This window comes from Pseudomonas sp. RGB (assembly GCF_007713445.1).
In the GTDB taxonomy this organism is placed as follows: Bacteria; Pseudomonadota; Gammaproteobacteria; order Pseudomonadales; family Pseudomonadaceae; genus Aquipseudomonas.
In genome coordinates, this window is sequence record NZ_VMSH01000007.1 from 99,379 (window position 1) to 125,822 (window position 26,444).

Genomic DNA, 26,444 nt, shown 5'->3' on the forward strand with positions numbered 1-26,444 from the left:
TCATCCTGACCTTTCAATGTGAGCCTGTGCTTGGTTGGAGGCTGGAAGCATGAAACTTCAGGATCAGTATTTTCACTTGCAAAAAATCCCCATGTTTTTTATAGGTCAGGGCTTGTCGGCCCTGGCCTTGTTTTGTTCGCGGAACAAAGATGTCGGTCGCACTTTTCGGCGTTTCTTGAACCCTGTCGCTCAACCCTGCTCGTCGTAACGGGAGCTGTATGTCGATACCACGTTTGAAGTCTTACCTATCCATAGTCGCCACGGTGCTGGTGCTGGGTCAGGCCGTGTCCGCGCAAGCGGCCGAATTGCCTGACTTCACCCAACTGGTGGAGCAGGCCTCGCCTGCCGTGGTGAACATCAGTACCACGCAAAAGCTGCCGGATCGCAAAGTGTCGAACCAGCAGATGCCCGATCTGGAAGGCCTGCCGCCAATGCTGCGCGAGTTCTTCGAGCGTGGCATGCCGCAACAGCGTTCCCCCCGTGGCGGCGGCGGTGGCCAGCGTGAGGCACAGTCCTTGGGCTCGGGCTTCATCATCTCGCCTGACGGCTACATCCTCACCAACAACCACGTGATTGCCGACGCCGACGAGATTCTTGTGCGCCTGGCTGATCGCAGTGAGTTGAAAGCCAAGCTGATCGGCACCGACCCACGTTCCGACGTGGCCTTGCTGAAAATCGACGGCAAAGATTTGCCGGTACTCAAACTGGGTAAATCCCAGGACCTGAAAGCCGGCCAGTGGGTAGTAGCGATCGGTTCACCGTTCGGCTTTGACCATACCGTCACCCAGGGCATCGTCAGTGCCATTGGTCGCAGCCTGCCAAATGAAAACTACGTGCCATTCATCCAGACCGACGTGCCGATCAACCCGGGTAACTCCGGCGGTCCGCTGTTCAACCTGGCGGGCGAAGTGGTCGGGATCAACTCGCAGATTTATACCCGCTCCGGTGGCTTCATGGGGGTGTCCTTTGCTATTCCGATTGACGTGGCCATGGACGTTTCCAACCAGCTCAAGAGCGGTGGCAAGGTCAGCCGTGGCTGGTTGGGCGTAGTGATCCAGGAAGTGAACAAGGACCTGGCTGAGTCGTTCGGTCTCGATAAGCCGGCCGGTGCCCTGGTCGCCCAGATCCAGGACGACGGCCCGGCTGCCAAAGGTGGCCTGCAAGTCGGTGACGTGATCCTGAGCATGAATGGCCAACCGATCATCATGTCGGCAGACCTGCCGCACTTGGTCGGTGCACTCAAGGCCGGCAGCAAAGCCAAGCTGGAAGTGATTCGTGATGGCAAGCGCCAGACCGTTGAGCTGACCGTTGGTGCGATCCCGGAAGAGGGCGCCACCCTGGACGCTCTGGGCAACGCCAAACCGGGTGCCGAGCGCAGCAGCAATCGCCTGGGCATTGCCGTGGCTGAGCTGACTGATGAGCAGAAGAAAAGCTTCGACCTTAAAAGCGGCGTAGTGATCAAGGAAGTGCAGGACGGCCCTGCCTCTCTGATTGGCCTGCAGCCAGGTGACGTGATCACTCACCTGAACAATCAGGCCATCGACTCCACCAAGCAGTTCACCGACATCGCCAAGGCGCTGCCGAAGAACCGTTCGGTGTCGATGCGTGTCTTGCGTCAAGGGCGTGCGAGCTTCATTACCTTCAAGCTGGCCGAGTAACTTCCAGGCCAATAAAAAGCCCCGCGAAAGCGGGGCTTTTTTGTGGGCGATGTATTTAGCTCATCATCCCTTTTACCAAGCGTTCCTGCTCGATCAGCTCACGCTGGCGCGCGTCGATACGAGACGACAGCGGGAAGTTGTTGCCGGCCCGGCGCTTGGCAAAATCCAGTTGCTGAATGGCCTGCTGGAAGTCGCCTACCAATGCAAAGTACTCGGCGCGGGCTTGATGCAAGCCAATGATGTTGCCGGACAGGCCGCGTGTCTCGGCGACCTGGTACCAGACGTCGGGGTCATCGGAACGGGATTTGAGCAACGCATCCAACGCTTTCTCCGCATCGGCGGTTCGGTTCTGCTTAAGCAACAAGTCCACGCGCACCTGGTTGAGCGGGTAGTTGCCGGGGTACTGGGTGAGCATCCGGTCAGTGCGTTGCTGGGCATCCGGCAAGCGGTTGTTGGTGATGTCCAGCTCGATTTGCGCCAGGTTGTACGTGATGTCGTTGGGCGCCTTGGCCAGCAGCGGTGCCAGGGTTTCCCGCGCTTCCTTGAGTTGAGTGCCCTTGATCTGGGCGATGGCCAGGCCATAGCGCGCCACATCGTTTTTAGGGTTCTCGTCCAACTGCGCCTGAAAGCGTTTGGCCGCAAGGCCGGGCGTGTCCTCGTATTGCAACTGCACGCGCGCGCGAATCAGTTGATAGCGCAGGCTGTCTTCCTTGCCGCCGGGTTTGGCTTGCTCGGCGCGGTTACGAGTGTCGGCGATCCGTGATTCGGTAACCGGGTGAGTCAGCAGGAACTCCGGTGGCTTGGCGTCGAAGCGATATTGACGCATCAGCCGTTCGAACATGGTCGGCATGGAGCGCGGGTCGTAACCGGCTTTTTCCAGGTTAAGAATGCCGATACGGTCAGCCTCTTGTTCGTTCTGACGGGAGAACCGACGTTGCTCCTGGATGGCTGCCGCCTGGCTGCCGGCAATCGCGGCAATGCCGGCATCACCCGCGCCCGCTGCTGCAGCGATGATGCCGCCGAGCAAAGCGGCCATCATCGGGATCTGCATGCGCGACTGCGCTTCCACACCGCGGGCGAAGTGGCGCTGGGACAAGTGAGCCAATTCGTGGGCGAGTACCGAAGCATATTCGCCTTCGGTTTGCGCGTTGAGGAACAAACCGCCGTTGACCCCGACAATCCCACCGGGGGCGGCAAAGGCGTTGAGTTGTGGGCTGTTGATCAGGATGAACTCCAGGCGCCGGTCATTGACCTGACTGGTCTCCACCAGCTTGTACACACTGGTTTCCACGTAATCCTTGAGTTGTGGGTCATTGAGTTGCGAGACCTGGCCGCGCAGGTAGGCAAGCCAAGCACGGCCCAACTGGTATTCCTGTTGTGGCGAGACAATGGCAGAACTGGCGTCGCCAAGTGACGGCAGGTCGTCAGCGAAGCCCGGAGAGGCCAGCAGGCAGGCCAGCGTCAGCAGGGTAGGGCGCAAAAAAGTCATGCACAGAGCCTTTCGACAAAGAGCTTACTGTAGCCGGACACTGAGCTTCGGACCAGATATTCTAAGCACCCCAAACGCGTGCCCGGAGTAAAACCATGACCGACGCTGTAGCCTTTGATGCCGAACTCGATGCCAGCGGCCTCAATTGCCCGTTGCCGTTGCTTAAGGCCAAGCTGGAACTCAATCGATTGGCCAGCGGCGCAGTGCTCAAGGTGATCGCCACGGACGCAGGCTCCCAGCGTGATTTCCGCACGTTTGCCAAGTTGGCTGGCCACACCCTGTTGCATGAAGAAGACGCCGCCGGTGTATACCGCTATTGGTTGCGCAAGGCCTGAACCGTTTGCCCCTACCGCCCGAGGTTGATTGATGTTCAAAGTGTTACGAGACTGGATTCAGCGCTACTTCTCCGATGAAGAAGCCGTGGTGCTGGCGGTCCTGCTGTTCCTGGCCTTTACCGCCGTACTCACCTTGGGCGGCATGTTGGCACCGGTGCTGGCCGGGATGGTGTTGGCGTACCTGATGCAAGGCCTGGTCACCACGCTGGAGCGTATGCGTTTGCCGGGCGGGGTCGCGGTAGGGTTGGTGTTTGCGTTGTTCATGGGGTTGTTGGTGGTGTTCATCGTGGTGGTGCTGCCCTTGCTGTGGCATCAGATGATCACGTTATTCAACGAGTTGCCGGGCATGCTCGCCAAGTGGCAATCGCTGTTGCTGCTGTTGCCGGAACGCTATCCGCACCTGGTGTCGGACGAGCAGGTGCTGCAGGCCATCGAAGTGGCGCGCGGCGAGATCGGAAAGTTCGGGCAATGGGCGCTGACCTTTTCCCTGTCGAGCCTGCCGTTGCTGGTCAACATCATGATCTATCTGGTGCTGGTGCCGATCCTGGTGTTCTTCTTTCTCAAGGACCGCGCGATGATCGGCCGCTGGGTAAGCGGTTACCTGCCGCGTGAGCGGGCGCTGATTACCCGGGTGGCGGAAGAAATGAACCGGCAGATTGCCAATTACATCCGCGGCAAGGTCATTGAGATCGTCATCTGCGGGGGCGTCACCTACATCGCTTTCGTCGCGCTCGGCCTGAACTACGCGGCATTGCTGGCGTTGCTGGTGGGTGTGTCGGTGGTGGTGCCCTACGTCGGCGCGGTGGTGGTAACGGTGCCGGTGATGTTGATCGCGCTGTTCCAGTGGGGTTGGAGTGATCAGTTCATCTACCTGATGGCGGTGTACGGCATTATCCAGACCCTGGACGGAAACGTACTGGTGCCGTTGCTGTTCTCGGAGGCTGTCAACCTGCACCCGGTTGCGATCATCTGCGCGGTGTTGTTGTTTGGCGGGCTGTGGGGGTTTTGGGGCGTGTTCTTTGCGATTCCCCTGGCGACACTGTTCAAGGCCGTACTGGATGCGTGGCCGCGGCAAGAACCGGCGGTGGCGCCTTTGTTGTAACGATGGGGGCGAATACCCGGTGTTCGCCCCAACGATTCAAGCCTTGCTCAGCGCCTGCGCCGCCGCCAAAACGGCGTCCACATGCCCTGGCACTTTCACGCCACGCCATTCCTGACGCAGCACGCCGTCCTTGTCGATCAAGAAGGTGCTGCGATCAACGCCCAGGTATTCCTTGCCGTAAAGCTTCTTCAGTTTGATCACATCAAACAACTGGCAAACCGCCTCGTCCTTGTCGCTGATCAGCTCGAAGGGAAATTCCTGCTTGGCCTTGAAGTTTTCGTGGGACTTCACGCTGTCGCGCGACACGCCAAACACCTCGGTGTTGGCGGCCTTGAACGCTGCGTACTGGTCCCGAAAGCCCTGGCCTTCGGTGGTGCAGCCCGGCGTGCTGTCTTTCGGATAGAAGTAGATCACCACTTGCTTGCCCTTGAGGGCTGCGAGGCTGAAAGTCTGGCCGCTGGTGGCCTGGGCTTCGAAATCGGCCACGGGTTTATCGATGACTACCGGCATGGATAGATACTTCCTTACATTGGGTTCTGTGGGCGCCATGGCTCGATCAAGGCGTCGAGGTTCAGGGCATCGGCGAAATCCAGGAACTGGTCACGCAACCAACTGATCTGCACGCCCGCCGGCAAGGTCACGGTAAACGTGGCGTTGAGCATGGTGCCGCCGGTCTGTGGCGCCTGATAGGTGTCGCAGGTCAGGTTCTCGAGCTCGACGTTGTGGTCGATAAAGAACTGGCACAGTTCGTTGACGATGTCCGAACGGTAAGCCGAGCTGACGTATGCCACATAAGGCAGAGCCTGCGGGCGGTTTTCCAGTGCGGCGCTGCGCACTACGTTGACGGTGAAATCATGCTTCTTGGCCAGGCCCGGCAGGCCGGTTTCCAGACGCGCCAGGGCGTCCCAGGTGCCGGAAATCTGCAGCACCAGCGCGCTGCACTCGCCATGGCGCGTGAGGCGGGAGGTTACGACGGCGCAGCGGTTTTCATGGCTGGCGCGGCACAGGACGTTGGTCAGCTCCATGGGGTTGGCGCCGAGGGCACTGATAACAAGGAATTGTTCGCGAACTGTGGGGGTGGACATGCAGCCTTCCTAAAACGATGAGCGGTCGATACGGTCAGGGCTGTATCGATCAAAGGATGAAGGGTAGCGAAAACCGCCGCCAAGGGATAGGAGGTGGCGTTTTCATTGCGTGATCGGTCTGATTTCAGCGTGCTTCAAGGCACGCTTTGAGCCAATGATGGCATTGCCCATCGTTTAGTTGCCCCAGAACGCATCCTCAGGCGGTACTTCGCTTGTACAAGCATCTTGGCGCCAGTACCATTACGGCTCTCTTTTTCCGGCAGGAGCGGTTGCATGATTGCGGGCAGTATGGTGGCACTGGTCACACCCATGGATGCACAAGGTCATCTCGACTGGGATAGCCTGGGCAAACTGGTGGACTTCCACCTGCAAGAGGGCACCAACGCCATTGTGGCGGTCGGCACCACAGGTGAGTCGGCCACACTGGATGTGGAAGAACACATTCAGGTGATCGAATTCGTGGTCAAGCGCGTCGCGGGCCGTATCGCCGTGATCGCCGGTACGGGCGCCAACTCGACGCGTGAAGCGATCGAGCTGACCAAAAACGCCAAAAAAGCCGGCGCCGATGCCTGCCTGCTGGTGACCCCGTACTACAACAAGCCGACCCAGGAAGGCCTGTACCAGCACTTTCGCACCATTGCCGAAGCCGTTGATATCCCGCAGATCCTCTACAACGTACCCGGCCGCACTGCCTGCGACATGAAGGCCGAGACCGTGATCCGCCTGTCCACCGTGCCGAACATCATTGGTATCAAAGAAGCCACCGGTGACCTGCAGCGCGCCAAGGACATCCTGGCCGGCGTAAGCAGCGACTTCCTTGTGTATTCCGGTGACGACGCTACGGCTGTCGAGCTGATCCTGCTGGGGGGCAAAGGCAACATCTCGGTGACCGCCAACGTCGCCCCGCGCGCCATGAGCGAATTGTGCGCCGCCGCCATCGCCGGTGATGCCGTGACCGCCCGCGCGATCCACGAGAAGCTGATGCCGCTCAACAAGACACTGTTTATTGAATCCAACCCTATTCCCGTGAAATGGGCGCTGTTTGAGATGGGCTTGATGCCGGACGGTATCCGTCTGCCGCTCACCCGGCTCAGCGAAGCCTGTCACGAACCGCTGCGACAGGCCCTGCGCCAGTCCGGCGTCCTGGTTTAATTGAGGAAGCACTACGCATGAAGCGATTGGCCGGACTTTCCGCACTTGCCTTGATTATCTCCAGCACCAGTGGCTGCGGTTGGATTTGGGGCCCGGATGGTTACTTCCGTGACCGCGGCAGCGATTACCTGGAAGCACAAGCAACCAAACCGATGCAACTGCCGCCGGACGTCAATGTCGCCAAGCGCCTTGACCCGTTGCTGCCTATCCCGCGAAACGTTGCCGACGACACCACCAAGGGTGAATACGTGGTGCCACGTCCACAGCCGATCTCGGCCGTGGCTGACGCCAGCGACTACAGCCTGCAGAAGAGCGGCGACAACCGCTGGATTATCGCGCAGCGCCCACCTGCCGAAGTCTGGCCGGTGGCTGTGCAGTTCTTCCAGGACAACGGTTTTCGCATTGACCAGCAACGCCCGCAGACCGGTGAATTCACCACTGCCTGGCAGCGCAGCAGCGAACTGTCCGCCAACATGGCCCAGCGCCTGCAGGCCGGCGGTGTAGCCGCCGACAGCGAAGCCCGTGTGCGTGTGCGCATCGAGCCGGGCGTGCAGCGCAACACCAGTGAAGTCTACGTGGTCAGCGCCGAGCGTCCTGCCGGCAGCACCGCCGCTGTCGATTTCACCCCACGTTCGGTCAACATGGGCGTGGACGCCGCGCTGGTCGACGAGATGCTGGCCAGCATGAGCCGTATCTCCGAGAAGGGCGGTTCGGTGTCGCTTCTCGCTGCGCGTGATTACGACACGCCTAACCGCGTCAGCCTCACCGAGGACGGCAGCGGCAACGTGGTGCTGAACCTGGGTGAAGACCTCGACCGCGCCTGGGCCAGTGTCGGCCGCGCGTTGGAGAAAGGCCCATGGCGCGTTGAAGACATCAACCGTAGCTTGGGTCTGTACTACATCAACGTGGCTGAAAAAGCCGAGAAGAAAGACGACGAGCCAGGTTTCTTCGGCAAACTGTTCGGCAGCAAGCCGACCAAGGAAGAAGTCGAAACCCGCGCCGAGCGCTACCAGATTCGTTTGAGCAAAGTGGGCGAAAGCGTGCAAGTCACCGTCGAGAAAAACATCAACACCGTTGCGCCGGCTGAAACAGCGCGCAAAGTGTTGGGCGTGATTCAGGACAACCTGGGCTGATCCAATGCGTTTTGCCGTTCTCGGCAGCGGTAGCCAAGGGAACGGCACGCTGGTCGCCCACGACGACACGTACGTGCTGGTGGATTGTGGTTTCTCGTTAAAAGAAACCGAGCGGCGCCTGCTGCGCCTGGGGGTTCACCCCGCGCAGCTGAGCGCGATTCTAGTGACCCACGAACATGCCGACCACGTGCATGGCGTGGGTTTGCTGTCTCGGCGCTACAATCTTCCGGTGTACCTGAGTCGCGGCACACAGCGCGGGATGCGCAAACCCATAGAACCTGCAGGTTTCCTGGCCGGTGGCGAACAGCTGCAGATTGGTGCGTTGAGCATCGATGTGATTGCCGTTGCGCATGACGCCCAAGAGCCTACGCAGTACGTATTCAGCGACGGGGAGCGACGTTTTGGCGTGCTCACCGACCTGGGTTCCTACTGTTCCAAGGTGCTGGACGGATACCGCAACCTCGATGCATTGATGATCGAGTCCAACCACTGTCGAGACTTGCTGGCGCGCGGTCATTATCCGTACTTCCTCAAGCAGCGGGTGGGCGGCGAGCTGGGACATTTGAATAACCACCAGGCGGCGTACCTGGTGTATGAGTTGGGCTGGCAAGACCTGCAGCACTTGGTCCTGGCCCACCTGAGCAGCAAGAACAACCTGCCGCAGCTGGCCCGGCAATGTTTTGTCGACACCCTCGGGTGCGACCCGGACTGGCTGCAACTGGCCGATCAAGATTCAGGGCTCGACTGGCGACACATCGCCTAGCCCACCATTTAGCAAGCGGAGCCCATCATGGAAAAACGTGAAGAACTCTACCGCGGCAAAGCCAAGTCGGTGTACAAGACCGACGACGCCAACCGCCTGATCCTGCTGTTTCGCAACGACACCTCGGCGTTCGACGGCAAGCGCATCGAACAGCTTGACCGCAAAGGCATGGTGAACAACAAGTTCAACGCCTTCATCATGCAGAAACTTGAAGCGGCCGGCATTCCGACCCAATTCGACAAGCTGCTGGGCGACAACGAATGCCTGGTCAAGAAGCTCGACATGATTCCGGTTGAATGCGTCGTGCGTAACTACGCCGCCGGCAGCCTGGTCAAGCGTCTGGGCGTGGAAGAGGGCCTCAAGCTCAACCCTTACACGTTTGAGCTGTTCCTGAAGGACGACGCCAAGGGCGACCCGTTCATCAACGAATCCCACGTCGTGGCATTCGGTTGGGGCACCGCTGAGCAACTGGCACGCATGAAAGAACTGTCGCTGAAGGTCAACGAGGTGTTGAGCAAACTGTTCGACGACGCTGGCCTGCTGCTGGTGGACTTCAAGCTGGAATTCGGCGTATTCCACGACGGCTCCATCGTCCTGGGCGACGAATTCAGCCCGGACGGCTGCCGCCTGTGGGACAAAGACACCAAGAAGAAGATGGATAAAGACCGCTTCCGCCAGGGCCTCGGTGATGTCATCGAAGCTTACGAAGAAGTCGCCAATCGTCTCGGCGTACCGCTTTAATCGACGCAAGCATCTGATAGCACGGAAAAAAATCGCTTTTGGGGTTTGCTTCCGCGAAACACACTGTTATGATGCGCGCCGTTGGAGAGATGCCAGAGTGGCCGAATGGGACGGATTCGAAATCCGTTGTACCTTCACCGGTACCTAGGGTTCGAATCCCTATCTCTCCGCCATTACATAGAAAAAGCCCCGTAGCTGAATAAGCTACGGGGCTTTTTTGCGTTGGCTGACAAATCGGCCGCAGGCTCAATCGCTCAGTTGCTTTCCGGTAAACCTGATCACGATCTGGTTTATCAACGGCCGCTCCAGCGACGGTGATTTTCTGATCAGCCACCTGAAAAATTAGCCTGGCTGCTGCGTCGCTTGAGCTGTAGCCATCAGGCATCCCATGTAGGCGATTAGCGTCAATCCGGAGATCTTCAGTATTTACGCGTGAGCAACTGACGAACGGTATCGCCAAGTTTTTGCCAGTCCTTCAATGGCTTGATCTTCCTCGGTCATCAGAACACCCGAGGACAACTGCCACCCAATCCTGTTTGAGGGTAGAGATTAGTAACTTCTTCGTAGCGTGTAGTTACATCGTGAAAAGGCTAATCCCCGACCTACCGATGCGATCAACGCCATTTATGACGACGACAGTGCGCTGAAATCAGAAGTCTCAGATTTTTCTGAGAACCGGACGCGTCCTACACGTGCAGCCTTGATCGCTGTAATAGTCTACTCAGCCGATTGATTGAGTACGAGAAGGTTACCCATGGCGAACACTGGTTATATGTCGATCACCGGTAAGGTTCAAGGATTGATTTCAGCGGGTTGTTCAAGTCAGGAATCGATAGGTAATAAGTGTCAGCCGGGCCATTTAGATGAAATCATGGTGCTCTCATACAGCCATAACATGGCCAATATTGGCAACGTGAACAAGCCGACGCATCGCCCAATTGTGCTCACAAAAAATGTTGATAAATCGTCACCCTTACTCGCTCAAGCGCTTTCAAGTAGAGAGGAAATTGAATGTACGATTAACTTTTATCGAATATCTTCTTTTGGGCAGCAGCAAAAGTTTTACTCAATCTCCATTGAAGGCGGTGTTATCACAGACCTGACGCTGGATATGCCGCATGTCATTTTACAAAACGATGCCGAACCACAGGAACATTTAGCGATTCGTTATCGGAGCATCACGTGGGCTCACCACCTTGCTGGCACAACAGGCTATAGCGCTTGGGGAGGCGATGAGTGAAACCCTTGACGGACAGAGTGGATGGCGACAGGTTCGGTAGTTGCGATTTTTGGCAGGTCAGTCGTGCTGGGAGCATTCTGGCTAACCAGGCGTGTACCGTAAGCGCACGGCATATCAAAGATGGAGTTCTGCGACTGCAGTTCAACCGTGAGGTAGCGTTTTTCGCGAGAAGCATCGTCCGCGATGTGGAGCAGGGTAAAAAGTCCTCAGTGCAGGGTATGAGGGAGCTGGAAAGCGAACAAAAAAGCCTGCTTGAGCAAGCACGGGATGTCGCACAAAAAGGTGTCGGGGTGATTGCCGGTGCACTGCAGTTCGCGACAGGGGCAGGCATTTGCTACGTGTCCTTCGGCACGCTATGCCTAGTCGCTGGAGCACCGCTGATCGCGCACGGAGCCAACAACGTCTATGAGGGGGGACGAAATTTGTGGGAGGGCCGCTCGGACACTCAAGGGCCGTTACGCAAGGGATACCATGAAGTTGCCAAAGCAATGGGCGGTGGTGAGTTTGAAGGAAATATGGCGTACGGAGGCGCAGATTTATTGATGTCAGCATATGGAGCAGGTCGATTGGTATTGAAGCCTGACTCCTGGCGTCTGTTTCGTTATGTTCGAACCGATTACCAGCGTGGATACGTCGACGCAAGTAAAGCCGCCTTGGTACTCGATGCTGCAGCTGATATAAGCACCATAAATGTCTTATATAAAGAGTATAAAGAAAATGGGCGCTGACCAGATTCTTATCACTACCATTTATTTTTTTATTTCTCTTTTAGGATTTTTATTTTGGCGTTCAATCAGTAAGCATTATTCTGGTGATAACTTTACTGTTAAGTCGTTTTGGATATGCCTTGTTGGTGTTTTACTGTGGGGGGCAACTCAGTCTAGTGTGGCGCGCCACGGCTCGTTATTATTTTTTTCTTCACCCTTGGAATTTCTGGAGCATAACGATTTGGTTCGATGGATTGCTTTCATTAGTTGGCTTCTTCAGGGGATATGTATTCCTAGCAAAACAATGCGCAACCCTTAGCTTGCATGCGTTCTGATCCAGCTTGTCTGAGCGACTGAGAAGGATTCGAGCCTATTGCCCGCAGCTATTCGCATCGAAACAACCCTTGCCAACAAGACCCGGACAACATCCACTCACCGGTGATCATGCACCTCGCTTAATTGAACGAGAACACCCAGGCGCTAGTGGAAGCTGTGTTGGAGCGCAATTCCCCGACAGGTACACCCACCCAATAATCCGCTACCTCAGAAACTAAAAAAGCCTGCTGAGCTCAACGCCCAGCAGGCTTTTCCGTCATTACTCCATGGTCAGCCGGGCTGGGCCACCAAGCTGTTGCTCACATTGCGCCCCAGTACCAACACCGTCACAAACCCACAGCCGACCAACGCCGTCGCCAAACTCAACAACACCGCGCTACCCATCTGATCGACGATCCGCCCGCCAAAGAATGAACCCAAGGCAATGATCACTTGGAACAAGGCAACAAACAGGGGCATGCCGCGTTCGACATCCTTGGGTGCCACCACAAACATCCAGATACTGGCGCAGGCCGGGAAGGCGCCGAAGGCGAAGCCCCACAGCCCGATCAACATCGCGGCGCCGGTCATGCCGGTGGCGAAGTAGGGGAACAGCGCGGTGCTGGTGCCGATCATCAGCGCGACCAGCAGCAAGGTATAACGAACGCTGCGGTTGGCAGCGAAACCGGCAAAGACATTGCCCATCACCCCGGCCACACCATAAAGCAGCAGCAGTGAGCCAATCGTCGGGCCGTCAAAGCCGGAGCTGTTTTTGAAGAAGGGCGCCACATAGGTGTAAGCCGCAAAATGCGCCAGCCCGATCAGCAACACAGCGATCAACCCGACCCGTGCTTGTGGGTTGATGAACAAGGCCGGCAGGTCGCGGACCTCAATGGCTTTTTCCGGGGTAAGGCGTGGCAGCAGGAGGACCTGCGCCAGCAACACCGGCACGCCGACCAGCGCGGTCACCAGAAAGGTCATGCGCCAGCCCATCAGGCCACTGAGCCAGGTGCCAACGGGCACGCCAAGTACGGTGGCCAGCGTCACTCCCATCATGATGATCGACGTGGCCTTTGCTACGCCCACTCCCTTGGGTGCCAGGCGTCCGCTTAGGGCGATTGCCGTCGCCCAGAAGCCGCCGATGCTGATACCCAGCAGTACGCGGCCGAACAACAGCACGCTGAAATCGCTGGCGTAGGCCACTACCGAGTTGGCGATGATCATGATCAGCGTCAGGCCGATCAGCAGGTAACGACGGTCCATGGCGCCAATGCTGACAGACAGCAACGGCGCGGCGAGGGCGGCCATGATGCCGGGCAGGGTCACCATCAGGCCGGCGTGGCCGGCGCTGATGCCGAGGTCGCTGGCAACGTCGTTGAGTACGCCCACCGGCAGAAACTCACTGGTCACCAGGGCGAAGGCGCCCACGGCGACTGAGAGAATCGCCAGCCACTGCTGTTTGACACTCTGTTGATTATGTTCGGGAAGGCCGCTGGGGGCCGGGCTGGCGCTTGGCATGGTGTTGGGTTCCATAGGGACATGTCGCCTGAAACAGGCGAAGGGAAGGGAGAGTGGAGGCGATTATAGGAAGCGGGTTGGGCAATCACACAGGCGAGCGTTTCGATAATAACCATCAGTGCAATCGATTAGACGCCTTACATCACGCTTGCGCCTTTCGTACCGGTTTCCCAAACGTTGCCTACAGGCAGCGCGTTGCGACCCGTTCTGCAACTCACTATCGTGGTCCAGCGATTTTCAGGTAGGAAATCCCACACAGCAAAGGACCTGCATCATGAGCAAAAACACCAAGAAAACCTCCGGCAAGATGGCCACTTTGGCGGCGCAAACCCTCAATAATCCAAACGCCTCGGCCCTTGCCAAAAGCCTTGCCGCGTCGGCCTTGGCCCAGAGCAGTACAGACAAGCAGACGAGCGCCGAGATGGAGGAGAAAGCAGCGAAGGCGCTTCAGAGCGATAAATACAGCGACCAGACCAAATCCCTCGCTGCCTCGGTCCTCTCCCAGGCCAATAGGGAACGCGGAAGCTGAGTTAACAACGCCGCCAAGGCACAAGCCCTGTAGCTAAACACGCTACAGGGATTTTTCGTTTCCGGCGTTTTGTTCCAGCAGCTTGAGGCGGGCTTAAACCACGAACTTTGCAATCATCGTGTTCAGGTCAACCGCCAGGCGTGAAAGCTCCTGACTGGCGGCGGTGGTCTGGTTGGCCCCGGCGGCCGTCTGGGCCGACAGATCGCGGATATTCGTCAGGTTGCGATCCACCTCCCGGGCCACTTGCGCCTGCTCTTCGGAAGCGCTGGCGATGATCAGGTTGCCTTCGGTGATGCGCGTGATTGCATGGGTGATGCGCTCCAGCGACTCGCCCGCACAGTGGGCCACGGTCAGTGTCGAGCGCGCGCGTTCATTGCTGCTGTGCATCACCGATACCGCCTGGGTCGAACCCTTCTGCACCCCGCTGACCATCTGCTCGATTTCCTGGGTCGACTGCTGGGTTCGATGCGCCAGGGCCCGGACTTCGTCGGCCACCACGGCAAAACCGCGTCCGGCCTCGCCGGCGCGGGCGGCTTCGATGGCCGCGTTCAGCGCCAGCAGGTTGGTTTGTTCGGCAATGGCGCGGATCACGTCCAATACTTTGGTGATGTCTTGAACGCTGTCGGCCAGGCTCTGGATTTCTTCGGTCGCCGACGTCACTTCCTCGGCCAGCAAAGAAATCGATTCCACGGTGTCCATGACGTGGCTGCGACCGTTGCCTGCCATGGCATCTCCGTCTTGGGAGGCGTCGGCAGTGCTGATGGCGTTGCGTGCGACCTCATCCACCGCAGCGGTCATCTGGTTGACCGCTGTGGCGGCCTGTTCGATTTCACCGTTCTGTTCGTGCAAGGCCCGTGTGGATTCCTCAGTGACCGCCGAGAGTTCTTCCGCCGCGGATGCCAGTTGATTGGACGAGTCGGTAATCTGGTGGATGGTTTCGCGAAGGTCCGACTGCATGGTTTCCAGCGCACGCAGCAACTGCCCAGGCTCGTCGTTGCCGTCCACCACAATCGACACGGTCAGGTCGCCCTTGGCCACTTGCTCGGCGATACGCACCGCCTGATGCAACGGCAGCACGATGCTGCGGGTAAACAGCGTGGCCAGCAGTGCGGTGAGGAATGTCGCCAGTGCCATGGCGACGAATACCCATTTCACTGCGCCGTGGTACGTGGCGTCGGAGCTCGTGGCCGCGTCGTCGGCTTCCTGAATATTGATCGACAGCAGGTTCGCCAGCTCGGTCCCAAGCTTGTCGCCCAGAGCGATCAGTTCGCCGTTGAGCAGCGCGATAGCCTGTGGGCGTTCGCCGTTGGCGGCCAGGGCCAATACCTGTTGCTGGACCTGCAGGTATTGTTCCTGGGCCGACTTAAAACGTTCGAACGTGACTCGCTCGGCGTCCACTGTGAGCTTGCTCGCGTACTGCGCGTTGTCGGCCTGAATCTGTTCGCGCAGCTGCGAAAAAGCCCGCTGGCTGGCCTTTACCTGCTCGGCGCTGTCCACCAGCATCACCCGGTAGGTCGCGGCGCGGATCTCGGACACGGCGGTTTGCAGGTCGCCCAAGGCGAGGATGCTGGGCAGCCAGTTTTTGTCGACTTCATCCGACTGGCGAGCCATGTCACGCATCTGGCTCAAAGAGAACAGGCCCAGCAATACCACGAGCAGCCCGACCAGGCCGAAGCCAAAGGCCGAACGCAACGCTATTTTCATCTTTCTTAAACTCATGAACTCCCCCGGTGACAGGAAAAAAGAGCGGTTGCAGCCTGCGGTTGTCCACGCGAAAGCGCAGGAGGCACCGGCTGCACCCCTCCGTTGGTTTGAATGTTTTCTAAGGCGCCAGTCAGCGGTGGTGACCGGTGTTGAGCGTCATCACAAGCGCTGCGTGATGGCGTTTCTGCCGATCAGCCATGGCAACAGGGTGTGTGCAGGCATTGGGCGAGCAAGCAGGTAGCCCTGGCCGGTTTCACAGCCCAGGGTTATCAGGATGTCGCGCTGTTCAACGGTTTCAATGCCTTCAATCACCACACCAATGTTCAGCTCGCGCGCCAGGGACAAGACGCTTGAGATCGCCGCACGACTGCGCGGCTCCGAAGACAGGTCGCGAATAAATTCGGCCTGTATTTTTATTTCGTTGAACGGCAGGCTGCACAGGCGCTGCAATGACGAATAGCCGCCGCCGAAGTCGTCGATGGACAACCCGCAGCCCATCATGCGTAGGCGCACCATGTTTTCCAGGCTGATGGAGCCTGGGTCGAGCGTGCCGGTCTCGGTCATTTCAAACGACAGGCTGCAACCGGGCGCGTCGAAGCGCTTGAGCAGCAGGGCCACGTGCGCACTCATCTGCGGGTTGGCAAATTGGCTCGCGTTGACATTCACTGCGAAGGTGAGTGACACCTCAGAAGCCAGTGCTTCCTTGCGCAGCGTCAGGCATTGATCGATCTGGCGATACAGCAAACTGTCCATCAGGCCGTGGCGTTCCAGTACCGGAATAAATGACGCGGGCGCCAAGATGCCCCGCTCAGGATGATTCCAGCGTGCGAGCGCCTCCACGGAGGTGACCTGCAATGTCCTGATGTCGAATTTGGGTTGATAGAAGACCTCCAGCTCGCCGTTCTCCAGTGCGCTGAGCACCTGATGTTCGTTGGTCTCACCGGCAATATGCAGCGGGCAGGCTGGGTGCGAGTCGTCGTCCAGGTACTTGCCTGCCAGTCTTTTCAACTCGTGCTCGTGCAGCGGTTTGCACAACTGGCCGAGTACCCGCAGACCGAGCAGTGTCGCCATATGACTGATGGCTTGGCGCAAGTCCAACGCGATACTGCTGGTGATAACCACCGATTTCAGCGCGTGCCGTTGGCTTGCGCGGCGCAGGAAGGTAATGCCGTCCATGCCCTCCATGCAGATATCGCAGAACGCGATGTCTACCGGCCCGTTGCTTTCCAGCAACTGCAGCGCCTCCCAGCCGCCAGAGGCTTCAAGAATGCGGGTACAGCCCAGATGAGCGAGGAGCATCACGGCGTAACGGCGCTGTACTGGCTGGTCCTCCAGGATCAGGACGCGAAGGGTGGACAGTGGCATCTGAATAGCTCATCGAAATTCTCAGACGCTAGATTGCCAAAAGGGGGTGGCCTTTTAATGGCGAAACCCCTTACGTCTTTGCAAGAAATTTCTTAAGCGGGTTGGCGCTTACGCCTGCGCAGAGTCCTCCTGCAGCAGCGCCAGCAACTGCCGCATGCACGTTTGCACGGCGGCGGTCGAGGCAATCAGGTCGGCTCGCTCTGCGCCATTCGCGCAGTGGGCCTCAAGGTTTTCGCAGGTGAGGATCAGCTGTTCGTAGCGGATAAGCCTTGCCCCACCTTTGACCCGATGAGCCACGTGAGCCAAATGCTGTCGGTCGTCGCACGCCAGCAGCTCGGTGAGCTGTTGCAGGTCGGCGAGGGTGCTCGACAGCAGTTCTTCACGCACGGTTTGCAGCGCCGATAACTTGCCAGGAACCAGCGTTTTCAAATGGGCCTCGAGTGAGGCGGGGGTCAGCTCCGTGCTCGCCTCGCTGTCGAAGTATTCGGTTTGCAGTGGCTGCAGCCGTGCACTCAGTTGCTCCAGGCTGATGGGCTTGAACAGGCAGTCGTCCATGCCGGCCTCCAGGCAGCGCTGTTTTTCTTCGGCGACGGCGTTGGCGGTGAACCCCAGCAACAAGCAACCGGGTTCGCCTCTGGAGTGCTCCGCCTGGCGAATCGCCTGGGCCAATTGATAGCCGTTCATGCCTGGCATGTCGCAGTCTGTCACCACCACATCGAACGGCTGCGCGTTCCACAAGGCCAAGGCCTGGACGCCGTCGCTGGCTTGCTGAACGTCGTGGCCCAAATAGGACAGTTGTTGTGACAGCACCAGGCGATTGGCGGCGTAGTCATCCACGATCAATACGCTTAGCGCCAGGCCCGGCGTCATCTCCAGCGCCACGTCGGCCGGCGGCGAAGGTAGGTCTGCGGCGGGCAGATCGAGCTTGACCGTAACCTGCGTGCCTTTGCCGGGGGCGCTGGTTAACACCAGGCTGCCGCCCATCATTTCGATCAACGACCGGCTGATGACCAGCCCCAGGCCGGAGCCTTGCTGCTGATTGCCGGCCTGGCTGAACGGCGCGAACAACTGCTGCTGATCGGCTGCGCAGATGCCCACGCCGGTGTCCACGATACTCACCGATAGCTGCATCGGTTGGTTGGCGTCAGCCGGTTGCGCGTGGGCGCTGATGCGCACTTCGCCCACGGCGGTGAACTTGATCGCATTGCTCAACAGGTTGGCAATAATTTGTTTGAAGCGCAGGGCATCCATCAGCACATTGCGGTTGACCGCCGGATCACTCTCCAAGGTCAGCGTGATGGCCTTTTCACGCGCCAGGCCGTCGAACACACGCGTCACCGCGTTCAACAACAGGTGCGGGTTTGCGCTCTCGAGCGTCAGGCTTTGCCGGCCGGATTCGATGCGGGCAATGTCGAGTACGTCGCCGATCAGCGCCAGTAATTCCTTGGCAGCGCCCGACGCTACATCGATGGCGGCGCGGTCGAAAATGCCGTGTTCAGACTTGCGCGCAGCCATTTCCAGCATGCCGAGCACGGCGTTCATCGGGGTGCGGATCTCGTGGCTGATGGTCGCCAGAAACGTGGTTTTGGCCCGGTTGGCGTTATCGGCTTCCTGCTTGGCGGCGTGCAGTTGTTCAACCAGGCGCTGGCGGTCACTGACGTCGACCCAGCCACCGATCAGGCCGTCGACACGGCCTTCGCTGCCGCGAAAAGGCAGGATCCAGTGATAGATGGTGAGTACTTCGCCGCTGCGCAGGACAATCTGCCGGTCACGCAGCAAGGGTTCGTCGGCGTCCATGACGGCGAGGTAGTCGCGGTGATATTCCAGAGCCTGCTCCTGGCTGGAGAGCAGGCTTTGCATCACGGTGGTGCCGAGCAACTGTCGCTCGTCCTCAACACCAAAAACCTCGCGATAAGCCTTGTTGCACATCAGCAACCGTGCCTGGCGATCCCTTACATAAGTAGGGTGGGGCATGCCGTTGATCAGCACTCGATCGAATTCAAGCCTGGCACTGAGTGCCCGCTCGGCAAGCTTGCGGCGCAGCACTTGGCGGCGCAGCAACACAATCCATACACACGCACTCAGCAGCAGCACGGCCGCCAGCGCGAAGCCCTGCAGGATTGCCGCCCGGTGTTTGCTCCAATAGCTGTCGTCGAGCACCACCGGGCTGCGCCAGCGATTGGTCAGTTCGTCCATTTCCTCAGGCGAGATGCTCAGCAGCGACTTGTTGAGGATCGAGAGCAATATCGGCGAGGAGTGATCCACCGCAAACGCCAACTGCGCAGCACGGGCGCCGACGGTTGCGCTGATCTTCAATTGGTCGGGGTAGTTTCGGGCAATCAGATAACGTGCGCTGACCAGGGTGCTGACACAGGCCTCGACACTGCCTTTGGCGAGCATTGAAAACGCATCGGCGAGGCTTTGCGCTTCGACAATCCGCACCTGCGGAAACTGCCGTTCAATCAGCTCCCGGCTGGCGTTGCCCTTGATGATCGCCAGGCGTTTGCCCGACAAATCCTGCAGGTTGTTCGAGCTGTCGGCGTGGTTGCGCGTGACCAGCACAAACGGGGTGGACAGGTACGGCCGGCTGAAACTGACGCGTTGTTCGCGATCAAGGCTTGGGGTCAATGCCGCCAGCATGTCAGCCTCCCCGTGGTTGACACGGGTAATCATCGCATCCACCGAGCCGCCTTTTTGCGGGTCGAATTTCAACCCGGTCCTGAGGCTGATTTTGGCCATCACGTCGGCACTCAGGCCGCGGAAACGGTCGTGCTCATCAAAAAAGGTGAAAGGCAAAAAGTCTTCATTGACCACCACTTTCAGGCGCGGATGGTGTGCCAGCCAGCGTTGTTCCTCGACGCTGAACTGCACCTGATGAGTGCCCGAGATGCTCACGCCGCCAGCATTCCAACGGCGCGCAATGGCCATCTGTTCACTGGCGGGGATGGCTTGCAGCGCCGCATTGATCAGGTGCAGGAGTTCACTGTTCTGGCGAGTGGCGGCGAACGAGAAGTTATTGACTTCCATGCGCGAGAAATCCACCAGCTGCACGTTATTCAAGTAACTCTTGTTGATCAGGTAACTGGCGCTGACCGAGTCCCCCAGGTAAACGTCAGCCTTGGAAAAAGCCACTGCGCCTACGGCGTTGAGGATCGAGGGATACAGCTTGAACGTCGCGTGCGGATAGAACGCCTGAACCGTACTCAGCGGCAAATAGTGTTCGACCATGGCCACGGTTTTACCCGCCAGGGTGGGATCGACCAACGGCGAATCATGGGTGCGCGCCACCAGTGTCGGCTGGTCCAGGGTGTAGGGTTCGGACAGGCGAAGGTCCGGGTCTGCGCGTTCAAAATCGTTGGCCGACGCCAGCAGGTCGATCTCACCGCGTTTGAGCGCCTGGATAACCGCACTGCGGTTGGGGTAGCGCTGCACCTGGATTTGTACCGACAGCAGTTGGCCGATTAGCGCCAGGTAGTCCGCACTGATGCCCTCGAATTCGTTGCTGTGGTTGGTGATGTCAAAGGGCGGATAGTCGGGCTCGGACGTGCCGACACGCAGCTGTTTTTGCGTACTCAGCCACGTCAGATCGGCGCGGCTCAAATGCGCTTGGCCCTCCTGCACGCTGGACCGGCCCAACACGGTTAACGTGACGGGCGAATCAGCCGCCCATGCCATGTGAGCACTCGCCCATAACACCAGCAGGGCTGCGAACAACTTCAAATCAAAGGTCCTTAATGCGTGGAAAAGAGGGCGCAACCGCGGCGCTTTATGCACACAGCGCCATTGTCCACCCGCTGAGTGGCTCGTCCGGAATTGGGTAGTGGCACTAAAGCACTATGGTACATTGTCGGCATTATTGCCGACAAAGCCCGACTAATTCCCGAGGAAAGCTGCAGATGTATAAAGTCCTGGTGGTCGATGACCACCCTTTTATCAGGACCGCGCTGCGTACGCTCGTGAGTGAGGAAGGTTATGAAGTGGTGGGCGAGACCGACAATGGCGTCGACGCCATCAGCCAGGTCCGTCAACTGACCCCGGACCTGGTGTTGCTGGACATCACCATGCCGCGCCTGGACGGCATTGCGGTGATCGAAAGAATCCGCGCGCTTGAGTTGAACACCCGGATCATCGTCCTCACCTCGCTTTCCTCGGAGCACTACGCCACGCGTTGCATCAGCGCCGGGGCCTCGGGGTTCATCAGCAAGACCGATGAACTGAGCGTACTGGCCCAGGCCATGAAAACCGTGATGAAGGGCTATGTCTATTACCCGGAAACGGTGGTGGCGTTTTCGCGCAAACGCGCATTGGCCGTGGATGAGGCGCAACTGATCGCCTCGCTGTCCAACCGTGAACTCTCGGTATTTCAGCAGTTGTCCCGAGGCATGAGTAACAAGGACATTGCCCAGAATATTTTGCTCAGCAGCAAGACCGTGAGTTGCTATAAAGCGCGTTTGCTGGCCAAGCTCAATGTGAAATCGGTGGTGGACCTGGCGGACATTGCCAGGCGCAATAATCTGATTTAGCCGGCGATGCTCGTCAGCGGTGACGGCTATGCACCCTGCAAAACGCTGGCGCCGCTTTGTCCCTGTACATAGCCAAAACCCTCGCCACATCCTCTTCGAATAAATTTTTCGCGCCTCACCGAATAACCTGCGCCGCTGCGGTGTTCACCTCACAGACCACCCAGGGAACGCCCATGAACCGCCATGCCGACCGCTACGACCGCCTGACCCGCACTTTGCACTGGCTCACCGCCGCCGTGGTGATCTTCATGTTTGCCAGTGCGCACATCTGGGAAAACCTCGAAAAGGGCACGCCGTTGCGCAAGGGCCTGCAATCGGTACATATCTCGCTCGGCATCGCCATGGCCCTGTTGATCGTCGTGCGGATTGTATGGCGCGTGTTCGGCGGCAATCGCCCGAAGGCCGACAGTCACCCAACGCTTAACCTGTTCGCAAAAATGGCGCATGGTTGCCTGTACCTGTTGTTGCTCGCGCAGATTGCCCTGGGCTTTATGTTTCGCTGGGCTCAAGGCGAACCCTTCAACTTTTTCGGACTGTTCGCGGTTCCTGCGCCTTTCGTGATCGATCACGAATGGCGCGGCACCCTTGGCGGCCTGCATAACAATGTGGCCTGGGCGATCATCCTGCTGGCGGGCCTGCATGCCGCGGCTGCGCTCTGGCATCACTATGTACTGGGCGACAGCACGCTGCGCCGCATGCTGCCGGGTTCACGCAATGTGTTTCAAAAGTGATGTTTCCTCCCTATCGCTACGGAGCATGACCGCCATGAAAAACCGTCACCCACACCCCGTCAGTTACCGCACCGCGCTGTTCTACGGCGCGTGCCTGGCTGCCGCGTTACTCGCGGGCCAGGCCCATGCCTCCGGTGACGAGTCGGCACCGCCCAAGCCCAATTGCCCCAAAGGCCAGGTCTGGGACACCAAGACCGCAAAATGCGTGCTGCAAACCAGCAAAGCCACCTCGGATGCCGACCGCACCGATTACGCCTACCGCCTGGCCAAAGATGGGCGCTACGACGAGGCCCTGGCCTTGCTCGACACCCTGCAAAACCCGAACACCGCCAAGGCCCTCAACTACCGCGGTTACGCCACGCGCAAGCTTGGGCGTACCGATGAAGGCATCGGTTATTACCTGAAGTCGGTCGCGCTCGATCCCAACTACGCCCAGGTTCGCGAATACCTGGGTGAGGCTTACGTGATCAAGGGGCGCGTCGACCTGGCGCAGGAGCAATTGGTGAAAATCAAAGCCCTGTGCAGCACCACCTGCGAAGAATACGAAGACCTGGCCGAAGCGATTGCCGCTGCGCCACAGGCTTGAATCCACTGAGTGCGCGAGCAGGGGGCAGCCATCACCCACGAGGCCGATTTTCGTCGCGAGTTAGGCCTGCTGTTGCCACGTTTGTGGCGATACGGGTGGGTACTGTCGCGCCAAAAGCACCTGGCCGAAGATCTCGTGCAAGCCACCTGTGTCCGCGCGCTGGAGCGTGCCGGCCAGTTCGCGGCCGGCACGCGGCTGGACCGTTGGCTGCTGGCGATCATGCATTCCATCTGGCTCAATGAAGTGCGCTCGCAGCGGGTGCGTCAGGGCCAGGGTTTTGTTGATGCGGAGCAGGCGTTGTCCTTCGATGGCGAACGCCAGGCGCAGGAGCAGGTATTGGCCGCGCAGGTGATCAAACGCGTCAACGGCTTGCCCGAGGCGCAGCGCGAAACGGTATTTCTGGCGTATGTCGAAGGGCTTTCCTACAAGGAAATTGCCGAGGTGCTGCGTATTCCCGTGGGCACCGTAATGAGCCGGCTGGCGGCCGCGCGTTTGACGCTGGCCGAGACCGCCCCTGCAAAAAACCGGCAGGATCAAGCCAGCGGAGAACGGCGATGACTCACACAAACCCAGTGTCCGATGAACTGTTGGTGGCTTACCTGGATGGCGAACTGGAGGCTGGGCAGCATCGGCTTATCGCCGATCAGGTCAGCACTGACCCGGCACTTGCCGCACGCCTTCAGGCCTTGCAGTGCGCCGATTTACCCTTCAAGGCCGCGTTCGACGCGGTGCTGGACCAAGCCCCCGGCGAACGCCTGCAGACCATGCTCAACGCGCTGCCCCCGGTACAGGCGCCCACCTTGAGTCGCCGGCGTTTGCTGGCTGTGGCGGCGGGGTTTGCCGTGGCCGGTGTGGTCGCCGACCGCGTGTTCATGAGCTGGCCACGGGCGGAGTCCGGCCAAGGCTGGCGCGCCTCGGTCGCCGAGTACATGGCCTTGTACACGCCGCAGACCCTGGAAAACCTCAGCGCCGACCCCGCGTTGCAGGCTGCCCAACTGCGTTCCGTGGGCGCACAACTGGGCCTGCCGTTAACCGCGCGCGCGGTAGACCTGCCCGGTGCCGAGTTTCGGCGTGCGCAGATCCTCGATTATGACGGCGTTCTGATTGGTCAACTGACCTACCTGGACCCGCGCCACGGGCCATTGGCCTTGTGCATAACGATTAGCAAAAGAGGCGCGCAGCCCGTCGCGACCGAGCAGCGCCGAGGCCTGAATGTGGTGTATTGGGCTAACCTGTCCCATGGGTTCATGCTGATCGGTAGAAACCCTGTCGACGATTTGCAGGCCATGGCTGGCAGCGTCGAGCGCGCGTTGGCGGGTTGAAATCAGTGACTGGCATCCTCAGCAGCACCCGCCAGCCGAGCCGAAAGACGCTCGATAAACACCGTCTCCGCCCGGCTCATCTTCTGCTCGCGATTCCACAGCAGATGAATGTCCACATCGGCGATCCCGTCATCCGGCGGTAGCCGCCACAGCAGCCCGTGCTTCACATCGTCGGCCACCACATGAATCGGCAAACAGCCCAAGCCATAACCGGCAATCACCAGGCGCCGCACCTCTTCCAGGCTTGACGACGACGCCACGATGCGCCCGCTGAACCCTTGCTGGTCACGAAAGATCGTCAGCGGCGACAACATGCCGCCAATCTGGTCGCTGGTAAAACTGACAAAATTCTCCGACTGCAAATCGCCTTCCGCCAAGCCGCTGCGCCCAAACAGCGGATGGTGACGCCCGCAAAAAAACGCATAGCGCTGGCGCAGGAACAGGTGCTGTTCCAGGCGTGGCTGTGGCCGGCGATTAAGGCTCAGGCCCAGGGTTGCGGTTTTTTCCAGCAGGGCGGCGACGATGTCCGAGCTGCGCATCACCTCAACCTCCAGGTCCACGCGCGGATGCTCACGGTGAAAGGCGGCGAGGAAGTCGTCGAAGGTCTCGGAGTTGATCCGGCTGATCGTCAGCAAACGCACTTTGCCGAGCACTTCATCGCCGGGTTTTTGCAGCGCATTGCTCATTTGCGACACCTGGCCATACATCTCGCCGGCGATGGTGAAGATCTGTTCACCCGCTTCGGTGAGCGCGAAGCGCGGGCCACGGCGGGCGATGAGTTGGCAGCCCAGCTGTTCTTCCAGGCGCTTGAGCGCCTGACTGATGGCCGGCTGGGTCAGGTGCAGGCGCGCAGCGGCGCGACTGATGCTCAGTTCCTGGCCGATGACACGGAAGGTGCGCAGCAGGTTCCAGTCCAGTCGATCGTTGAGCAGAGGGTGACTGTCGCGGCGAAAGTCGGGCATGGCGCAGCTCGATAATAAGCAGGATTTATAATCGGAATAATAAATAGAAAATTGACTAATCATAGCCCTGTGACGATAAATCACCCTTACCAAGCGCCATCAGAGCGCGTGCGTTCGACATTCTCCTGCCAAAAAAATAACCAAAGGAGCCAGCCCCATGAAGCCTTCCGCTTCGCCGCAGCCGCGCCGTGCTGCGGCCGCCGCTTTTATCGGCACCATGATCGAGTGGTACGACTTTTACATCTACGCCACCGCCGCCGCGCTGGTGTTCGGCCAACTGTTTTTTCCTTCCGACGACAAACTGTTCAGCACCATGGCGGCGTTCGGCACGTTCGCCGTAGGCTTCTTCGCGCGGCCGTTGGGCGGCATTGTGTTCGGGCATATCGGTGACCGCATCGGCCGCAAGAAATCCCTGGTGATCACCTTGGTGATGATGGGCGTGGTCACCGTGTGCATCGGCCTGTTGCCGACCTACGCTCAAATTGGCGTTGCGGCGCCGGTATTGCTGGTGCTGCTGCGCGTGGTGCAAGGCATCGCCGTGGGCGGTGAGTGGGGCGGTGCGGTGTTGATGGCCGGCGAACATGCGCCGAAAGGTCGTCGAAACTTCTTTGCGTCTTTCGCTCAACTGGGCAGCCCGGCGGGTTTGATCCTGTCGCTGCTGGCGTTCAGCGCGGTTACCCGGTTGCCGGAAGAGGACCTGCTCAGTTGGGGTTGGCGCCTGCCGTTTCTGGCCAGCGCCTTGCTGTTGATCGTCGGCCTGGCGATTCGCCTGGGGGTCAACGAGTCACCGGAATTCCTTGAAGACAAGGCCATTGACGAAAAAGCGCGGGCGATCCAGAAAGACCAGGCGCCCGTGATCGAAGTGCTGAAAACCGCCTGGCGCCCGTTGCTGTTGTGCATCGGCGCCAACACCCTGGGCATTGCCGGCGTGTATTTCACCAACACCTTCATGATTGCCTACAGCACTCAGCAACTGGGCCTGCCGCGTTCGCTGATTCTGGAATGCCTGTTTGTCGTCGCCATCATCCAGTTCTGCATCCAGCCACTGGCTGCCTGGGTGGCCGAGAAGGTCGGGGCCACGCGTTTTCTGTGCGCCATGACCGTGCTGGCGATGGCCTCACCTTATCCGATGTTCGTGCTGGTCAGCAGCGGGCAGGCGCCGTTGATCATCCTTGGCATCGCCCTGGCCGTGGTGTGCATGGCCTCGTTCTACGCGGTGATCGCCGGGTTTGTCAGCGGCCTGTTTGAAACCCGCGTGCGCTACACCGCGATCTCCCTGGCCTACCAGGTGTGCGGCGCGCTGGCCGGTGGCCTGACGCCGTTGATCGGTACGTGGCTGGCCCACGAATACCAGGGCCAATGGTGGCCCATGGCAGTGTTTTACAGCCTGATCGCTGCGGTCTCGCTGGTGTGCGTACTGGCATTGTCGCGCCGCCACGCCAGCGCCCACCGTCTTGAAATGGCCCACAGCGTTTAATGGAGCG

At 59.2% G+C, this 26,444-nt stretch carries 24 protein-coding genes, 1 tRNA gene and 2 pseudogenes; 17 read left to right on the forward strand and 10 right to left on the reverse strand.

Annotated features, from left to right (window positions below):
* Window positions 1-218: 218 nt before the first annotated feature.
* The gene (locus FPT15_RS16525; RefSeq protein WP_145162895.1) at window positions 219-1,658 is read left to right on the forward strand and encodes a DegQ family serine endoprotease; all 1,440 of its coding nucleotides are present in this window, start codon (window positions 219-221) and stop codon (window positions 1,656-1,658) included.
* Between the two features lie 55 nt (window positions 1,659-1,713).
* Here FPT15_RS16525 and FPT15_RS16530 read toward each other — a convergent pair whose 3' ends face one another.
* A complete protein-coding gene (locus FPT15_RS16530) occupies window positions 1,714-3,147 on the reverse strand; it encodes a M48 family metalloprotease (RefSeq protein WP_145162897.1) in 1,434 nt (477 codons plus the stop codon).
* Window positions 3,148-3,242: 95 nt separating this feature from the next.
* Between FPT15_RS16530 and FPT15_RS16535 the strand changes: the two genes are divergently transcribed.
* On the forward strand, window positions 3,243-3,482 hold the full coding sequence (locus FPT15_RS16535) for a sulfurtransferase TusA family protein (RefSeq protein ID WP_010212198.1): 240 nt from the start codon (window positions 3,243-3,245) through the stop codon (window positions 3,480-3,482).
* 31 nt (window positions 3,483-3,513) lie between these two features.
* Window positions 3,514-4,584 carry an AI-2E family transporter gene (locus FPT15_RS16540; protein WP_145162899.1) on the forward strand — a complete coding sequence of 357 codons (1,071 nt, stop codon included), beginning with the start codon at window positions 3,514-3,516 and terminating at the stop codon, window positions 4,582-4,584.
* Window positions 4,585-4,620: 36 nt separating this feature from the next.
* Here FPT15_RS16540 and FPT15_RS16545 read toward each other — a convergent pair whose 3' ends face one another.
* A complete protein-coding gene (locus FPT15_RS16545; protein WP_145162901.1) occupies window positions 4,621-5,094 on the reverse strand; it encodes a peroxiredoxin in 474 nt (157 codons plus the stop codon).
* A gap of 14 nt (window positions 5,095-5,108) precedes the next feature.
* On the reverse strand, window positions 5,109-5,669 hold the full coding sequence (locus FPT15_RS16550; protein WP_003172487.1) for a glycine cleavage system protein R: 561 nt from the start codon (window positions 5,667-5,669) through the stop codon (window positions 5,109-5,111).
* Window positions 5,670-5,942: 273 nt separating this feature from the next.
* Between FPT15_RS16550 and dapA the strand changes: the two genes are divergently transcribed.
* From dapA to FPT15_RS16575, 5 genes are all read left to right on the forward strand, one after another.
* Window positions 5,943-6,821: a 4-hydroxy-tetrahydrodipicolinate synthase gene (gene dapA, locus FPT15_RS16555; RefSeq protein ID WP_106577012.1), complete on the forward strand. Its 879-nt coding sequence runs from the start codon at window positions 5,943-5,945 to the stop codon at window positions 6,819-6,821.
* Between the two features lie 17 nt (window positions 6,822-6,838).
* Window positions 6,839-7,954: an outer membrane protein assembly factor BamC gene (gene bamC, locus FPT15_RS16560; RefSeq protein ID WP_106577011.1), complete on the forward strand. Its 1,116-nt coding sequence runs from the start codon at window positions 6,839-6,841 to the stop codon at window positions 7,952-7,954.
* 4 nt (window positions 7,955-7,958) lie between these two features.
* Entirely contained in the window at window positions 7,959-8,717 is a 759-nt protein-coding gene (locus FPT15_RS16565; RefSeq protein WP_119738968.1) for an MBL fold metallo-hydrolase, read from the forward strand.
* 27 nt (window positions 8,718-8,744) lie between these two features.
* Window positions 8,745-9,458, forward strand: coding sequence for a phosphoribosylaminoimidazolesuccinocarboxamide synthase (gene purC / locus FPT15_RS16570; protein ID WP_016971341.1), 714 nt, complete (start codon window positions 8,745-8,747; stop codon window positions 9,456-9,458).
* A gap of 83 nt (window positions 9,459-9,541) precedes the next feature.
* A tRNA-Ser gene (locus FPT15_RS16575) sits at window positions 9,542-9,631 on the forward strand.
* A 74-nt stretch (window positions 9,632-9,705) separates the two neighbouring features.
* Here FPT15_RS16575 and FPT15_RS30055 read toward each other — a convergent pair.
* Window positions 9,706-9,946: pseudogene (locus tag FPT15_RS30055) on the reverse strand (type II toxin-antitoxin system RelE/ParE family toxin); the annotation flags it as partial.
* Window positions 9,947-10,212: 266 nt separating this feature from the next.
* On the opposite strand from FPT15_RS30055, the gene FPT15_RS16585 reads away from it, so the two are divergent.
* Together FPT15_RS16585 and FPT15_RS16590 are read left to right on the forward strand one after the other, a co-directional pair.
* Window positions 10,213-10,698: an Hcp family type VI secretion system effector gene (locus FPT15_RS16585; RefSeq protein ID WP_106577007.1), complete on the forward strand. Its 486-nt coding sequence runs from the start codon at window positions 10,213-10,215 to the stop codon at window positions 10,696-10,698.
* Complete coding sequence (locus FPT15_RS16590) at window positions 10,695-11,426, forward strand: DUF4225 domain-containing protein (RefSeq protein WP_372241478.1); 732 nt, start codon at window positions 10,695-10,697, stop codon at window positions 11,424-11,426. The genes FPT15_RS16585 and FPT15_RS16590 overlap by 4 nt, the downstream gene beginning before the upstream one ends.
* A gap of 585 nt (window positions 11,427-12,011) precedes the next feature.
* Here FPT15_RS16590 and FPT15_RS16600 read toward each other — a convergent pair.
* Window positions 12,012-13,238: an MFS transporter gene (locus FPT15_RS16600; RefSeq protein ID WP_145162905.1), complete on the reverse strand. Its 1,227-nt coding sequence runs from the start codon at window positions 13,236-13,238 to the stop codon at window positions 12,012-12,014.
* A 274-nt stretch (window positions 13,239-13,512) separates the two neighbouring features.
* Between FPT15_RS16600 and FPT15_RS16605 the strand changes: the two genes are divergently transcribed.
* Entirely contained in the window at window positions 13,513-13,767 is a 255-nt protein-coding gene (locus FPT15_RS16605; protein ID WP_145162907.1) for a hypothetical protein, read from the forward strand.
* 93 nt (window positions 13,768-13,860) lie between these two features.
* Here the strand turns inward: FPT15_RS16605 and FPT15_RS30370 are convergent, their stop codons facing one another.
* The 4 genes and pseudogenes from FPT15_RS30370 to FPT15_RS16620 all read right to left on the reverse strand — a co-directional run bounded on the left by FPT15_RS30370 (window position 13,861) and on the right by FPT15_RS16620 (window position 20,556).
* Window positions 13,861-14,724: a methyl-accepting chemotaxis protein gene (locus tag FPT15_RS30370; RefSeq protein ID WP_372241481.1), complete on the reverse strand. Its 864-nt coding sequence runs from the start codon at window positions 14,722-14,724 to the stop codon at window positions 13,861-13,863.
* Window positions 14,716-15,486 (reverse strand): annotated as a pseudogene (locus FPT15_RS30375) (MCP four helix bundle domain-containing protein); the annotation flags it as partial. The gene FPT15_RS30370 and the pseudogene FPT15_RS30375, both read right to left, overlap by 9 nt.
* 144 nt (window positions 15,487-15,630) lie before the next feature.
* Window positions 15,631-16,836 carry an EAL domain-containing protein gene (locus FPT15_RS16615; protein WP_145162911.1) on the reverse strand — a complete coding sequence of 402 codons (1,206 nt, stop codon included), beginning with the start codon at window positions 16,834-16,836 and terminating at the stop codon, window positions 15,631-15,633.
* Between the two features lie 108 nt (window positions 16,837-16,944).
* Complete coding sequence (locus FPT15_RS16620; protein WP_256676471.1) at window positions 16,945-20,556, reverse strand: transporter substrate-binding domain-containing protein; 3,612 nt, start codon at window positions 20,554-20,556, stop codon at window positions 16,945-16,947.
* A gap of 176 nt (window positions 20,557-20,732) precedes the next feature.
* Here FPT15_RS16620 and FPT15_RS16625 point away from each other — a divergent pair, with 176 nt between their 5' ends.
* The 5 genes from FPT15_RS16625 (at window position 20,733) to FPT15_RS16645 (ending at window position 23,998) form a co-directional block, all read left to right on the forward strand.
* Window positions 20,733-21,359, forward strand: a complete 627-nt coding sequence (locus tag FPT15_RS16625) for a response regulator transcription factor (protein WP_145162913.1) — start codon at window positions 20,733-20,735, stop codon at window positions 21,357-21,359.
* A 173-nt stretch (window positions 21,360-21,532) separates the two neighbouring features.
* Entirely contained in the window at window positions 21,533-22,090 is a 558-nt protein-coding gene (locus tag FPT15_RS16630) for a cytochrome b (RefSeq protein WP_145162915.1), read from the forward strand.
* Window positions 22,091-22,124: 34 nt separating this feature from the next.
* Entirely contained in the window at window positions 22,125-22,676 is a 552-nt protein-coding gene (locus FPT15_RS16635) for a tetratricopeptide repeat protein (protein ID WP_178119706.1), read from the forward strand.
* A 72-nt stretch (window positions 22,677-22,748) separates the two neighbouring features.
* Window positions 22,749-23,234, forward strand: a complete 486-nt coding sequence (locus FPT15_RS16640) for an RNA polymerase sigma factor (RefSeq protein ID WP_145163240.1) — start codon at window positions 22,749-22,751, stop codon at window positions 23,232-23,234.
* Window positions 23,231-23,998 (forward strand): anti-sigma factor, encoded by a 768-nt coding sequence (locus FPT15_RS16645; protein WP_145162917.1) that lies wholly within the window; start codon window positions 23,231-23,233, stop codon window positions 23,996-23,998. The genes FPT15_RS16640 and FPT15_RS16645 overlap by 4 nt, the downstream gene beginning before the upstream one ends.
* Before the next feature lie 2 nt (window positions 23,999-24,000).
* On the opposite strand, the gene FPT15_RS16650 is transcribed toward FPT15_RS16645, so the two are convergent.
* A complete protein-coding gene (locus FPT15_RS16650) occupies window positions 24,001-24,960 on the reverse strand; it encodes a LysR family transcriptional regulator (protein WP_145162919.1) in 960 nt (319 codons plus the stop codon).
* Window positions 24,961-25,117: 157 nt separating this feature from the next.
* On the opposite strand from FPT15_RS16650, the gene FPT15_RS16655 reads away from it, so the two are divergent.
* The gene (locus FPT15_RS16655; protein WP_145162921.1) at window positions 25,118-26,437 is read left to right on the forward strand and encodes an MFS transporter; all 1,320 of its coding nucleotides are present in this window, start codon (window positions 25,118-25,120) and stop codon (window positions 26,435-26,437) included.
* The last annotated feature ends 7 nt before the right edge of the window (window positions 26,438-26,444 follow it).